Here is a 14,987-nt window from a genome sequence, read left to right as displayed (position 1 = left end):
ATGAAAGGGTTGCCCTGCTCATGGTGGAAACGCCAGCGGCGGCAGCCGCTGCATCCAGGGCTGCACGCGTTCCAACTGACTGGCAAGCTGCAGTAGAAGCGCCTCGTTGCCGAACGCAGCGATGAACTGGACGCCGAGCGGCAGGCCCTCGGCCGTCCAATGCAGCGGCACGCTCATGGCCGGCGTCCCTGTCAAATTGGCGAGTTGTGTAAAGGGCACGAGCGTCAGGTTCTGGCGCGCCAGGTTGGCAAGCGCTCCTTCCATCAGGCCGATGCGAGCCATGACACCCAACAGTCCGCTCTTCAGCAGACACGACAAGACGGTCCGCTGCGCGGCAGGCATCACTGTGGTGGCATGGTCGACCGGCGGAAAGGCGATCGTTGGTGTCAGGAAGAGGTCGTAACGCCGGTGAAACTGGCCGAGAGCGCGCCCAAAGTCGTTCCAGCGCCGATGACTACGCACATACACTCCTGCACTGGCGGCTTTGCCCAATGCTTCGAGGAGAATGGTCGCCAACTCGAAATCTTCGGTCCTGGCACCGGCTTCGCGGGCATCGGCGAGGGTTGCCGCAACCTGGCCGAAATACATCTCGAGATAACAGTGCGCGAGGGCCAGTCCGTCGTAGCTCGGACGATCCTCGGCCACCTCGTGTCCAAGTGAGGTGAGGAGTTTCGCCGCCTGGGTCACGGCCGCTACGGCCTCTGGATGCACGTCGGTGTCCAGCGGAGACATCGCGCTAAACGCCACGCGCAGCCGCCGTGGCTCGCGCGCGGCCATTTCGACAAAGGGGGCCGCGGGCGGTGCAACGACGAACGGATCGCCGTCCGCGGGTCCGGAAAGCACGTCGAGCGCCAAAGCTGAATCCCGCACGCTGCGTGTCAGCACGTGATCGCTCGAAGCGCCCTCCCAGATTTCGCTGACACCCGGCCCGGGCGGAACGCGGCCGCGCGAGGGCCGCAGCCCGAACAGGCCGCAACAGGCGGCCGGAATGCGGATTGAACCGCCGCCGTCATTGGCGCCAGCCATCGGCACAATCCCTGCGGCGACAGCAGCAGCCGAGCCGCCGCTGGAGCCGCCAGGCGTGCGCGAAAGATCCCAGGGATTTCGCGTCACGCCGAAAGCCTTTGGATCGGTAACTCCCTTGAGCGCCAGCTCCGGCGTGTTCGATTTGCCGATAATGACAGCGCCGGCGTCGATGAGGCGCTGCACGAACGTGGAATGCTGCTCGGGTATGATGTGGCGGAACGCGCGGCTGCCATTGGAAGTCGGGAAACCGGCATAATCCTGGATCGCATCCTTGATGAGCAGAGGAACACCGGCAAGGGGCCCGACAAGAGACTGTTTGGCTCGCGCCCGCGCCTCAGCCGCCATCGTCAGATTGACGGCGTTGAGCTTTGGGTTCAAGCGCGCGAGTTGGGCCTCGGCGATCTCCAGAAGCTCCGTGGCCGAGACCTCACCGACCCTCACCAGACGAGCGAGTTCTGTTGCGTCCGACTGGAGATATTCAGGCACGGTGAGGGTCACGGCGGCATGCTCTCTAGTAAAGATGCTTCAGATCGTGCTTGACGACCGCATCAACGACCAGCGTCGTCGCTTTGCCGAGCATTCCCCTGCCATTCATATGCTCGGCCAGCATCTTGGAGAAAGATGGAATGTCGCTTTCGCGCAGGTGGGTCTCGTTAGACCATAGCCCCGCTTCGACCAGCGCGGGACTATGCTGGAAGCGGTATTCATCGACATGCAGAACCATGCCGAGTTTGGGCGCCTTGCCCTGGACAGCGACTGACTCCAGCAAGCTCGGCTCAGTCGTCAGCCAGCAGCAACCGTCAACTATCAGTACGATGGGCGAGCCCGGGATCAGAAAAGCGACCGTCACCGCCTCATGTGCGAGTATGTTGGTGAGCGTGCACGCGACCTTGTTGCCGGGCCGCTCGGGGATCAGAAGCGTGCCGGGGTCGAGTGCCAGAACAAAGCCGTCCGGATCGCCGCGCGGCGAGAGCTCCGTCTTGCCGGCGGGATCTTGCGTCAGCATCAGCAGATAGGGAGAACGTGAGACGAATGCCAAGGCCGCGTCGGACAGAACTGCCGCTCCGGCTTCACCGGAACCCGACGCTCCGCCGGCCCGCGGTTCCCAGAACTTGGCACGCACCTTTGCGCGGGAGCAGTGCAGGAAGAGCGCGTCCGCCTGGAACGCCAGCCGTGCGACTCCGTCTTCACCCTGCTGCGCCGTACTGCGGCCGTTTGCTCGCAAGGCGAAACCGATGCCGGGCATGATGAAGTACAGGCTGCTATTGAGCACCTCCCCCCGGGCCAGAGCTGCCGGCAATTCGAGGCCTGCCGGCCAGACCAGGTCGACGCGATCGGCCTCAGCCGTTATCACCGGGGTGGCGCGGAGATTGATGAAGGCAATGCCGGCCTGGTCTGCGAATCCGACCACGCACACCGATGCGCTCCGGATCACAATCATGCAGTGATCGTCAATGCGTGGCTGCAACCGGCGGCGCATCATCGCGGGCGGCTCCGAAATCAGCTTGCGCAGATCGGTCACTGTCCTGATCTTGCAGGTTTGCGGGACGTCGAGCATTTGCGAGTTTCCATGCTGTTGCGGCGCGGCCAAGACTACGGCGCAACGCGCACCCGAAACATGGCTTTAGGGATCAATCGCATGGCCATAGGTTGCAACGTGGCTCTTGCCAGGCGTTTGCTCGGCGCCAATCCTGTTGTAGTCTTCGCTACCGGTTATCAAGGAGTGTCATGCGATGCGTTCGCGCGCCACCGTATCCGCCCTTGCCGTGCTCGATCTCTACGACTTGCTGCTTGCCAGCGGCGCCGCGACCAAAAGCCAACTGCTCAAGGCTGGCCTCGACCGCGAGGCCATGATCGACTGCAGCAGCGGCGCCCCTCCTGCGCAAGAGCAGCGCCTTCCCGAGGCACATTTGCTGGCCTTGTGGCGGGCAGCGGCGAACAACACGGAAGTGCCTCATATTGGCCTTCTCGTTGGGCAGACCTACAACCCTTCGATGCGTGGTGTACTGGCTAGCTTGCTTTGCCATTGCCGTGACGTGGGCGAGGCCTTGCAGGTTTTCCAACACCACATTGCCCTGATGAACCCGTCGGAGCGCTGGGTGTCCAGCATACGCGGCGGCTCCCTCGTCCTGACCATCTCGTTCGCGCCGGACAGGGCATACCCCCGGCCCGCCCTCGAGCGCAGCATGAGTGCGCTGGTGACCTGGATAGCAGAGCAGACCGGCATCCACGTCACACCCGCCGCTTGCACGTTTGCGTTTCCACGCCCGTCCTATCATGGAAGATACGCGGAGGTGTTCGGGAGCGCGCCCTCGTTCGGCGGTAATATCACCTGCATGCATTTGCCGTTGGAAGTTCTGAACCGGCCGATCCGCGGCGCCAACTCCTACCTCAAGCAGGTTCTGCAGGAACGTGCTCAACAGGCCTTGCAGAGAATCGAGATCGAGAGCGTCTTTGTCGGCAAGGTGCGCCAGCGTATTCGCTTGAGCCTGCACCGGGGCTTGGGCATCGGCGATGTGTGCAACGCACTGCATGTCAGTCGGCCGACGCTTTACCGCCGCCTGAAACGAGAAGGTACCAGCTATACGGAGTTGCTCGCCGCGGTGAGAAAGGAATTGGCCTATCAGCAAATCGAGCAAGGACAGCCGGTGGTCTGCGTAAGCGACAATCTCGGCTTCAAGGATGTGAGCTCCTTCCACCGCGCGTTCAGGCGATGGTTCAAGCAGTCACCGGGTGCTTTGCGCGCCCGATTACGCATGCCGCACAACGGGGCACGCCAATAGGCGGCCTGGCGAACGATCCAGGCGTCATGGATCAGCGACCATGGAAGACGGGAGCACGCTTCTCCCGTTGCGCGCGGAAATATTCTTCGTGGTCGTCGCTCTGTGCAAGTCGGGCAAGTTCGGGGAACAGCGGCTTCCGTTATCGTCACCGCGACGACAGACGCTGCCTTTCGTCATCGGTCAGTTGCTGCGCCTGCTCAGCCGTCAACGCACCGCTGCCGACCACGCGAAACATGCTGTTCGGATCATAGCTCTGCCGCCCGCTGCCGCCGCGGCGCTGGTCATTGTCGCCGGGCTCCGGCGTGCCGTCGCCTCCGCCAAAACCGAGCACTTCGACAATGATGACCGAGGGCTGTCCGGTATTGGCTGCCGGTGCCGCCGCCGTCGGTTGCTGCGCCGCGCCCGCGGTGTTGTTCGCCGCGGTCAACGCGCCCACCGGCGGCCCCTGCACCACCGGTACACCGACCGACGTGCCCTGCACCTGGATATTGGCGATGTTGAGCACCTGCAGCGCTTCGAGGGTGAGATTGCCCGACACGCGGATGCCGGCCTCGCCGGCATCGATCGTGCCGTGCGGCGCGAACAGGTCGACGTTACCAGGGGGAACGCCGGGCACGCCGATCAGGGTTGCAATGCCGGCGCCGGTTTGCGGCGTGTTCGGCGTTTTGGTCGCGCCGCCGTACTGATCGTAGACGACCAAAGGCGGCGACGTCACGATGGAGGTCTGCTTGCCCTTGCCGGCGTTGAGGTCGCCGTTGGTCGAGAACATCAGGATGTCGCCGCCGAGTTCGGTGAAGACGCGCGACTGCGCCACCACGACGCTCCGATCGGTGAAGATGTTGATGTCGCCGCCTTCGAGCGTCAGCAGGCCGGGGCGCGCGGTGTCGGTCTGCCCAGTCAGGTCGGGCGTCTGGTTTTCGATGCCGAGCGACACGCCGCCACCGGGCCCCAGGATGTTGATGCTGCCACCCTGCTCGGTGCGGACGCGTGCGAGCTGGAACAGCGAAAGGCTGCCGGCATAGGCTGTGGTGGTGCCACCGATCACGCTGCCCGGGAACAGAGTCTGGATCGCCCGGTAGGCCCGATCGTAACCCTTGCCGCCTGCGCCATGCCCATTGGCCGCGGCTTCGCCGCCTGCCCTGAGCTCGGCGAAATACACCTGCTCGATGAACGGCAATTGTGCGGCCGGGGCGAGGTTGCGGAAATCGGCGAGCGCCTGGTCGCGGCTGAGGGCGATGCCCTCGATCCCGCTCATGTAGCTGGTGAGCTGCGCCAGATAACCTTGCGTCGTCGCATCCGTGTTCCGTGGATCGAAATAGAGGTTGATGAAGGCCGCGTTGGCCGGACCGTTGGCACCGGTGCCGACCGCGATGCCGATCGAGGCACCGGTCGCGGGCAGCAGCGGATTGTCCGCGTTGCCGACCGACGTGATGCCGAGCCCCTGCGTGTGATACGCGCCCATCTGCGCAACGATGTCGCGACCTGCAAGGACCGATAGCGAACCCGGCCCCTCCACACGAATGTTGAAGAAGTCCGGATAGGCCAGGCTGCAAGGCTGGCAGCTGACGATGTCGCGCCCGGCCTGCACCAGCGAGACGTCGCCGAGCCCGGCGTTCTCGATATTGATGATCGGCTGGACGATATCGAGGCCGGCGCGCACCTGTGCGCGCTCCGATGTCGCCAGCGCGAGCTTTGTCAGGCTTCCCCGGACCGCATAGACATGCACCGTATGTGGATTGTTGAACTGCACCAGGTTCGAAGGCTGTGACAAAGCGCCCCCAAACATGTCGTAGGAGGCCGGATTGGAGATTGAGCTCGCGTAATCGCTGCCTGCCGGCGCCGAGGCGCCGTTGACCTGGGACAGCAGATCGGCCGCCGTCATGCTGACGCCAAAGCCGACGATGTCCTGCTGAGCCAGCAGATCGAGGCGGACCGTCGGCGAAGCCAGTGCAGCCAGATAATTGAAATTCGTGCCGCTTTGCGTAATGGCGCCGGCGCGGATCGAGCCGCCGGCCGCGGTCAGTTCGAAGATCGGTGGCGCAAAATCACCATGCACCGTGATGTCGCCGCCTGCCGCGAACTCGGTCAGGGCGCTGCCGGCCGTCATGCTGGTGAAGAAGCCATAGGGTGCCACAGGGTTGTAGTAAAATGAGGGGGGCCCATTTCCCTCCAGACCAGCCGGGACGCGATAGCCGCCGCTGCTCGATGGATCGTGCTGCTGCGTCATCCGCGTCGGATCGCCGACGATCGCATTGATTCCCCGGTGCGACACCACATTGAACTGGGCATCGCCGATCAACAGATCCACCCGCGCAATGGCCAGCGAACTGGTGCTCAGCGGTGCCATCCCGACCTCGCCGGCCTGGATGTCGGCCGTCCCGCGCCCGACCAGCAGATTGGCGTAGTTGATACCGCCCCCGACGGTCAGCGAGAGATTGCCGCCGCCGTACACCGACAACGCATCGGTGCCGGTCAATCCGCCGGTCGTCGGCACGCTGATGTCGACAGCCTTCAGATTACCATCGACTGCGACGCGGACGTTGCCTCCTCCCAACGCGCCGAGCCCCTTGAACGCGGCCACCGATGGAAATGAGTCGGTCGCGAAATCGAGATACGGTTGATAATAGGTGCCGAAATTGATGAACCAGGTCGGACTGGCAGCCGCCGGTTCGGTCCATAGCCAATAGGTGTCGGGCGCAGAGGCCGCGTAGCTCTTCACGCCATTATTGCTTGTATCCGCGCCGATCAGGCTGCCATGCGCCTTGACCGTGAGATTGCCGCCGCCGCTCGAATAGCTGGCGTTGAATGCGAGGGGATACAGCGTGTCGTAAGACAGCAGATTGGAGTTGGCGTCGTACGTATAGCCGAGATAGCTGCTGTAGTCGTACGTGTACGCAGACAGGATCGGAGCGCGCTGCCCCGGCGTGAAATTCGGCGTTACGGGCTCCCCCGCGGTATAAATGCCGAACGCGGTCTGGATGTCGATATTTCCCGCCGCAGCGAGCTCGAGGTCGCGCGCGCCGGTGCGGACCACGCTCGGAACCTGTACGACGGTGCCGCTGTCATTGACGTTGGAGTCAATCAGGTACGGCGCCGCGAACACGATCGAGCCTGGCTCGGGATTGGCCGCCGTGGCCGCGGGACGCAGCACGGCCGGCACGACCGCCAGCGGATCGGCACCGGCGAAATCCGCGCCGCCTACCAGCCGCAGCGTCGCTGATCCGGAGCCCGCCGGCAGCGGCGTCGCGATGGCGAAGATGCTGCCGTCCGGCGAACTGACCGGCGCGGCAAAGCCGTCGCTGATGCTACCATTGATCAGCAGGTTTCCGGCCGCACGCAACGTCAGCACCATCGGCTCACCATTGTAGCGGTAGGTGTGCAGATCGATTCCGGAATTGGTGCCGGACGGATTTTGCAACAGCTGGAGGTCACCGCTACTGCGCAGCTCGATGCCAGGCATCAGGTGGAAGGCGGTGACGGAGGTACCCGTCAGCGTGCCGATGCCCGTCCTGATCGTGGCCGCGGCGACGAAGGCCTGTGCGTCGGCATCGGCCGCCGCCAGGTTGGCGTCGACATAGGGCGTGCCGGTGACGTCATAGGTCTTGACTGCCTCGACAACGATCTCGCGCGCGCCGATGACATGGACCCCGTTGTTGCCGACGCGCACGCCGGTGGTGCCGTCGCCGTTGATTGTCCGCGGCACGCGCAGCCAGACCTGTCCGCCATTGAGCGCGATGTTCGGGTCGGCGCCGGCGACGTTGATCGTCGGCGTGCTGCCGGAACCGGCGTCGACATCGAACGTCAACATGCCCAAGCTGTTGCCGGCCAGGCCGAGAAAGACCGTACCGCCCCTGGCCGCGGTGGTGCCGGCATTGAGCGCCGCATGCGCTCCGAGCTCCAAATTGTTGCCGGCGATCAGGCGGATGGTCGCATCGCTGCCGCCGCTCGCATCGATCAGGCCGGCAACGGTGATGCTGCCGCTGCTCGCGGTCAACTCGACGTTGCGCGCGGTGATGTTTCCGACATTGATGTCGCCGGTCGCCAGCGTCAGCGCCTGCTCGCCCGAGAACCCCGCGATGCTGCCGAGCAGTGCACCAGCGTCACCCGACTTGAGCGTGAGGACCGCCTTGCCGCCGGCGTAGCGCGGATCGGCGCTCGCCAGCAGCTGCCCGTCGAGACGGGCGGCCCCGTTCGGCGCGACGATGGTGAGCGTCCCCGCGTTGCTGCCCTGGTCGGAGTCCACGACGTTGAGCATCGGGAGCGTCACCGAGCCGAGCCGGCCGCCGCGCAGATCGACCACCGCTCCGGAAGCAACAGCGACATCGCCGTTCACGGTCTGCAGCGTGACGCCGCCGGCCGGCGCAATCCGCACCACATCGAAGAACGGCATCACCGCGCCGGCGACATTGGTGACCGACCCGGCCTGCAGTGTGATGCCGTTCCGCGCGGTGAAGGTGATCGCGCCGGATGGCAGGTCGATGGTGGTGCCCTGGACGATGCTCTGCGCCGAGACCGAGAGCGTCGCGCCGTTGGAATTGACGGCCGACTGGACGGCGCCACCGGGCCGCGCGGCGAAGCTGACCGTGCCGGCATTGGCGACGAGCTGCGTCAGCGCGCCGGCCTGCGCCGTCACCAGGGGCGTCGCGATCGTCAGACCACCGCTGACGCTGAAGGTGCCCGGCATCACCTCGCCGGGGGCGTAGGACACCGTGCCGATTTTTTGCATCGTGCCCGCAGCGATCGGGCCCGCGTAGGCGACGCCGCCGATCACCTGTTCGGACGCCGCCAGCGTCACGGTGTTGAAGCCACCGAAGGCAAGATTGCCGCCGCCACCCAATGTCAGCTGCGTCGCGTCGATCTCGAACGCGCCCTGCCCGCTTCCCGTCGCAGCTGCGCCCGTTGCGCCGCCGTTCAGCGTGATCGTGTCGGCGCGGAGCCTGACGCTGTCGGCGGCGGCACCAAATCCATTGACCACAGGCGCGCTCAACGTCAGCCCGGCGAGCAGCGCCCGACCGGTCGCCGGATCCAGATCACCGAGATCGACCGAGCCATAGACGTTGATCGCGGTGGACGCCGACAGCATCAGGTTGCCGGTCGCCGGCAGATGACGCAGCGGATCACCTTCGGACAACTGCGCGAGCAGGCTGGCACTCAGATTGAAGCCCGGAGCACCTCCCGTGCCGAAATTGATCACGGGCACGCTGACCATCACGGTCGGCGCCGCGAGGCGGGCGGAGGGATCCATGCTGATCGTGTTCGAGGCGCTCTGCGCCAGCACGCTGCCGCCGAAGATTTGCGCGCCTGCGCCGATGCTCAGCTTGCTCGCGCCGCCGCTCCCCGTCGGCAACGTGACCGGCAGCACCGGTGCGTTGGACGCCAGCACGAATGCGCCAGCCCCCCCTCCGCCGACACGCGCGAGCGCGATCGATCCGAGGGTCTTGCCGGTGTTCGGATCGTTCGGGAACAGGGTGGAGATCGCGCCGAACGAGGTCGTGTCGATCTGCGCACCGGCGCCGATGGTGATCGCCTTGCTCGCCGTCAGCATGATTTCGGGTGCGGTCAGCACCGCCCCACTGTCGATCTGGAGCTGCTGCGCCGCTGGCGTGATGGTCAGCACGTTACCGTTCAGGTTGCGCGTGCCGCCGATCAGAATGCTCTGCGCGCCGATGCTGTCGAGCGCACCGGCCTGCAGCCCGGTCATGCCCGGCGCTGCGGTGCCCCCCGGCGCAAGGATTTCGAGATTCGAAGCCACGATATCGGCCTGCCCGCCCCGGCCGCCCGCCGGAGCCGTGAAGTCGCCGAACCCGCCGGTGACCGGCAACGACAGGCTGTTGGTCGCACTGATGACAAGTTGCCCCGCGTCGAGCGGCAGATAGGGCGCCGCGATGCCGCTTGCAGCTGCCTTTGCCGCATAGAACTGATTGGCCGTGGTTTCGGCATATTGCGACTGCTGGCGGACGATCGCTCCCGGCGTGACGATGTAGGCCGAGGACAGCGAATCGCGGATGCCCGTATTGGCAACCTCGCCATAGCCGATCGCACGGTAGGAGCCGTCACGCAGTGCAAAGTTCCGGAGCCCCGTGGCGGAGGCCTGATTCTCCGCCACGGTGACCTTGTAAGCGCCGGGCAACAACGCGTAGTGCCCCGGCAGCAAGGTATAGGTGCCAGCCGGCAGCCCCGGAATTCCGCTCAGATAGACTTGCTGACCGACCTGCAGGCCAACTGGCGCGGATGTCGTCTGCGTCGGATCGCTGAGCTGCATTTGCGGGTCGCGCGGCGCATAGCGGTTGCCGAGGCTCGGCAGGACCGCGAATGTCTGGGTGCCGTCGAGCGTATCGACCGACCCGCCAGCGCCGCCGACGAACTGCGCGCCATAGAGATCGCCACCGCCGGACTCGTCGATGCGCGCAGTGGCGGCCCCACCGGACGCACCCGAAACCGTCAACGCCCGGCCGTAGAACGAGATCGTCTTGGCCGATGGCGCGCTGATCGTGTTCGGCGTGCCGCTATTGTCGTAGCCGTAGATCCAGTCGGTGTTGCCGAGCGGCGCGCCATACGGGATCAACGTGCCGCCCGCCGACACCGACGTGATGCTTCCCGGGAGCAGGTTGATCGCGCGCGTGCCGGCGGGATTGTTCGGGTCTCCGAAGGTGATCTGCCCGAGGGGCGCCAGCAGGACGCCACCCTGATTGATGGTCGGAGCGATGATCTGCACGGCTCCGCCCGCTGACAACGGCATGTAGGGCGCCTGGCCGTTGCTGGCAAAGCTGACCACGCTGTTGGGCCCGGTCGCCTGGATCAGGAACAGACTGCTCGTAATGCTTGCGTATGCATTGCTGACCGGTCCGCTGCTGATCGGGTAGATTTCCGTCCCCGTGAACGTCACGTCACCGGCCGTTGCCAGCGTGGTCGGCTTGACGGCGTAAGAGGGTGCCGTCCTCGAGACCGGCACCAGGCGGATGTCGCCCAGGCTGCTGAACGACATGCTGGCGAAGCCAGGCAGCGACACCGCCTGCCGAACCGGAGTGCTGAAATCGATGAAGCTGGTGACGTAGCTGTAACTCGCACCGCTGCGCAGCGTGCCCTCGATGTCGATCAGGTCGGCATCGACCGCGAGACGCGCCGTACCGGCCATGGGCGCTGCGCTGTAGCTGCCGAGAGGGACGTAGCTGCTGCTGGTATATTCGTTGACGTTGCGCTGACCGCCGCCGATGTCGACATAGGGCGCGCTGAGCCGGACGGTCGCGCCCGGCGTCGCGCTGATGTTGCTGGCGTTGATGGTCAGGCTGCGCGCCGCGGCAAGATTGACGTTGCCGTTGAACACCAGGGCATCGACTGCGCCGAGAGACACCGACGCGAAGCCGCCGCTGGAGATCTGGTCGGCGCCGATGAAGATATCTCCGAGCAAGCTGCCTGGGACCGCCTGCCCCTGCGACAGACCGGTCGCCATCAGCGGCGCCGCTTGGCTCACGATCGTCTGGAAGACCGGCTGCACGAACTGCGAGACCCCGGTGTTATCAGCGACATTGCTCCCGATCACCTGATCGATCGTCAGGCTGCCGCCCGCAGCGCCGGCCCCACCGGCCTGCGCCTTCATGGTGGCGTCGAACAGCAGACCGAGCGATGCCCGGATCGCGATGCTGCCGCCCGGAGTCGCAACTTGTGTCTGGATCAGACCGGATCGACCCGCGACCTGGAGTATCGTTCCCGATGTCCCCGACACATCAATGATCGCTCCGGCTTGCGCCACGACGACGCCGAGCGGTTGCTCTCCATAAGGCTGGGTGGCCGAACAGGGGTAGTAGAGCGAGGGCTGCGCGTCCTGATTGATGTTGACCTGACCGCCGCCGAGCACGGTGTTGAGCGGGTGCCCGGATGCGTCCAGCGTCGATGTGACGAGGCCGGGCGCCAGCAACCTGGCGTCCGCTCCGATCCAGAGCGTCTGCGTGGCAGCATAGGACGGCCCATTGTTGGGTGGCACGCCAACCGGCGATCCGACCGCGACCCAGGTTCCGGTCGTGCCGGTCAAATCGAGATTGATGGTTCCCGCGGGCGCGCTGATCGTGCCGTCGACCGTCAATTGATGGCGTGCGTGCAGAGATATCGTCGCCAGAGGATCGGCATTGATCACGGCGCCCCGCTGAACATCGAGATTGCCGTTGAAGGCGTCGATCGCGCTGAGGACGAGGTTAACCGGCGCCGGCCGCAGATACGCGGGCAGCATCTGCACCGTCGCGACATCAGCGACATCGCTCCCGGTCGGTGCCGAAATCGCCTGCGGATTCGGAACCAGATTGACCCCATGCAGCTCGAGATCGGTGCCGCCCGCGACCGTCAGGTTCTGGTAGCTGTAGAGGGCGTACTGGCTGAAGCCGCCGCTGGCAAAGAAGCCGGGCGACAGCCGCATCACGCTGGCGGGATCGACCGGCGTGAGGTTGCTGGTCCCGTCGGCGTTGATGCTGCCGATCGTGCGGAGCGGAAGGATGGCATCTCCGCCGATCTGGATCGCGGGCGTGGCGATGCCGAGCATTCCGCCACGGGTGAAGCCGTAGGACCGCAGCACACCGTCGAGATAGACCCGGCCCGGGTAGGTCTGGGCGACCGTCGTCGAATTGTGCAGCGTCGCACCGAAACCGTCGGCGATCAGCGTGATGTTGCCACCCGTTCCGACCGGCAGGCCGTTGCTGGTCTTGATCCGGCCCGTGCTCTGCATCCAGCCGCCGCTCGACGCGTCGATCACCGCTCCGTCATCGATCCGAACGCTGCCGTAGGCGATCAGCTTGACGTTGCCGCCGTTGTAGAGCGCAGGCGGGGTATCGTTGCCACCGGTGCGATCGTTGACCCACAGGCCGCGCGTATCGATCACACTGCCCGGATGCAGTTCGATGTCGCCGGTGAAGACAGTCGTTCCCTGCAGCGCCGCATTGACGGTTACCGAGCCGGCACGCGCCACCAGTTGGCCGTCGATCGAAATTCCCCCGCCGGCAAAGGCGACGTTCGAGTTCAAGGTGATCGAGCCGCCGGGGGCAACCTGAAGCTTGGCGCCGCCCACGAGGCTGATGGCAGGAGATACTGTGCCGCTGACCGGATCGGTCACACCGCCGCGCGCATTGATGGTGATGCTGCCATAGTTCGCCTGGTTGAGCAAATCGGCCGACAGATAGACGGTCTGTTGCCAGGACGGTGGCAGCGGCGACGTCGCACTCGCGAGATCCGGCGGCGCAACTGACGGCGCGATGATGCTCGCATCGGACGCCGCGATGGTGAGCGCGGCGCCGGCCGGAAGCGAGTTGGCGGACCGCTGATAGGGCCCATTGATTGTCGCCGCAACAACCGAGGCATCGACCTCTGCTGCGCTCGCCATCACGGTCAGAGCGCCGGCGGCGCGTCCTTCGAGATAGGCGGGCTGGTAGACCTGACTGGGGATCAGTGGATTGGCGTAGAATTCGGTGACGCCCCAGTGAGCGTGATTGACCGTGAAGCCGACCCCGATCGAGGTGTAGGTCAAATCCGCAGGGGCCTGGTTTGCGCGGTAGATCCTGCCGTCCGAACCGACCAGCCAGGTGACCGGCACATAGCCGGCCTGATGCGCGAGCGAGCCGCCGGCAATATCGATCAGCGCACCAGGTCGCAGGATGGCATCGCCCGTGGAGTAGGCGATCACCGAACCGCCCGTGGTCAGGCGCTGGTCGATCGGACGCGCGACCTGCCCGAGCCATCCCGACACCTCGAGCAGTCCGCCTGCGGTGTAGACCCGATCCGATGCCACAGGGTCGAGATCGTGTACGTTCACCCACACGTTCTTGCTGGACAAGATGCCACCGCGCTGCAATGGCGAGTCGCGCAGCTCGTTGGCGCGCACGTTCACCTGCACCACATCGCTCGACGCCGCGACCGGCACGCCCTGCAACCCCGAAACGTCGATCAGAGAACCTGCGTCGACAAGAACCCGCGCCCCGTCGCGATTGTAGTTCGTGTTGATCTTGGCGGTGGGATTGTCCTGCAGATAGAGCTGGTCTCCGTAGCTCGATGCTTCAAGCGCAACGCGTCCGGACGGCGCGATGATCGCAGCTCCCGGCTGCATGTTGACGAAGCCGCCCTCGACCGTAATCCGCGACTGGGCCTGCGGCTGGGTGTCCATCGCGGTCAGACCGTCCTCCTCGGGAAGTACCGCGGTGAGGCTGCCACGCGCGAGCTGCACCGCACCGGTCTGCGTCGACACCGCGTAGTGCGAGGTGCTGTCATAGCCGAACATCCCCTGCAGTCCCTGCTGCGCGGACAACAGGATCGAACCGGCCTGGTTGACCGAGGTGGTCGCCACCAGCACGCCGGATTGCTGCAAATTCAAGCCGACCAGCGTGACGTTTCCGGTCGGCGCCGCGATGAGGCCGGTGTTGCTGACCGTGCCGCCATTGAGCACATTCAACATCAGGTCCTGCTGGCTCGTGCTGCCGCTTGTCGTGACATAAACCGACGTGCCGGCGGCGAGCGCGGCTTGGCCGCCTGGCGTGACGATGCTGCCGCTGTTCTGCACATTGGCGCCGAACAGGAATACGTTCCCGCCTCCCGTGGTGACCGATGCGGGCGCCGCCGTGACGATCACAGCACCAGCCTCGACGATGATATTGCCGGTCGGGCCGCCGCTGCTGGCGAAGATCGGGGCCTGCAGGTTGCCTGCATTGTCGAACGGCGAGCGATTGAGCAGGGCGGTCTTGAATTGCTGATCGGTGATATTGAGCGTCGACGCCACCATCGAGCCGACATTGATCTGGCTTGCGCCGCCGAAAATGATGCCGCTCTGGTTAATCAGAAGCACCTTGCCGTCAGCCTTGATGTTGCCGAGTATCTGGCTCGGCCCGACATTGCCGATCACGCGATTGAGCGCGACCCAGTTGCTGTTGCCCTGCTGCTTGAAGACGACGTCGGTCCGGGCGCCAACACTGAAGCTCTGCCAGTTGAGGATTGCCTGCGGCGCGGTCTGGGTGATGCCGACGCTGGTGCGTCCGTTGACGCTCGCCTGGGTCGGAAGATTGGCGCCCGACCATAGGCTCGATCCCGGGCCAGCGCCCGGCGCGACCTGGAGCCCACCCGGTGCCAGACCATCGGGCACTACCAGCTGGGGCAGCGTCCGCGACGTGCCCGAGGCCTGTGCGGCACTGCGCGCGGCCGCCTGTGCCG

At 65.4% G+C, this 14,987-nt stretch carries 4 protein-coding genes; 1 reads left to right on the top strand and 3 read right to left on the bottom strand.

Annotated features, from left to right (window positions below; all coding sequences use genetic code 11):
- Positions 1 to 18: 18 nt before the first annotated feature.
- A complete protein-coding gene (locus tag H8B02_RS00020; protein ID WP_229163883.1) occupies positions 19 to 1,524 on the bottom strand; it encodes an amidase in 1,506 nt (501 codons plus the stop codon).
- A gap of 13 nt (positions 1,525 to 1,537) precedes the next feature.
- Positions 1,538 to 2,584 (bottom strand): PNPOx family protein, encoded by a 1,047-nt coding sequence (locus tag H8B02_RS00015; protein WP_229163882.1) that lies wholly within the window; start codon positions 2,582 to 2,584, stop codon positions 1,538 to 1,540.
- Between the two features lie 175 nt (positions 2,585 to 2,759).
- Here H8B02_RS00015 and H8B02_RS00010 point away from each other — a divergent pair, with 175 nt between their 5' ends.
- Positions 2,760 to 3,809, top strand: a complete 1,050-nt coding sequence (locus tag H8B02_RS00010; RefSeq protein WP_229163881.1) for an AraC family transcriptional regulator — start codon at positions 2,760 to 2,762, stop codon at positions 3,807 to 3,809.
- A 145-nt stretch (positions 3,810 to 3,954) separates the two neighbouring features.
- Here the strand turns inward: H8B02_RS00010 and H8B02_RS00005 are convergent, their stop codons facing one another.
- Positions 3,955 to 14,919 (bottom strand): filamentous hemagglutinin family protein, encoded by a 10,965-nt coding sequence (locus H8B02_RS00005; RefSeq protein ID WP_229163879.1) that lies wholly within the window; start codon positions 14,917 to 14,919, stop codon positions 3,955 to 3,957.
- Positions 14,920 to 14,987 lie beyond the last annotated feature (68 nt).

The sequence above is a fragment of the Bradyrhizobium altum genome (assembly GCF_020889705.1).
In the GTDB taxonomy this organism is placed as follows: domain Bacteria; phylum Pseudomonadota; class Alphaproteobacteria; order Rhizobiales; family Xanthobacteraceae; genus Bradyrhizobium; species Bradyrhizobium altum.
The sequence above is the reverse complement of the archived record's forward strand: the minus strand, read 5'-3'. Positions and strand labels throughout refer to the sequence as shown.

Excerpts from the sequence above, each read along its gene's own strand:
- H8B02_RS00015 (WP_229163882.1), bottom strand. The coding sequence starts at position 2,584 with ATGCTCGACGTCCCGCAAACCTGCAAGATCAGGACAGTGACCGATCTG.
- H8B02_RS00010 (WP_229163881.1), top strand. The coding sequence starts at position 2,760 with ATGCGTTCGCGCGCCACCGTATCCGCCCTTGCCGTGCTCGATCTCTAC.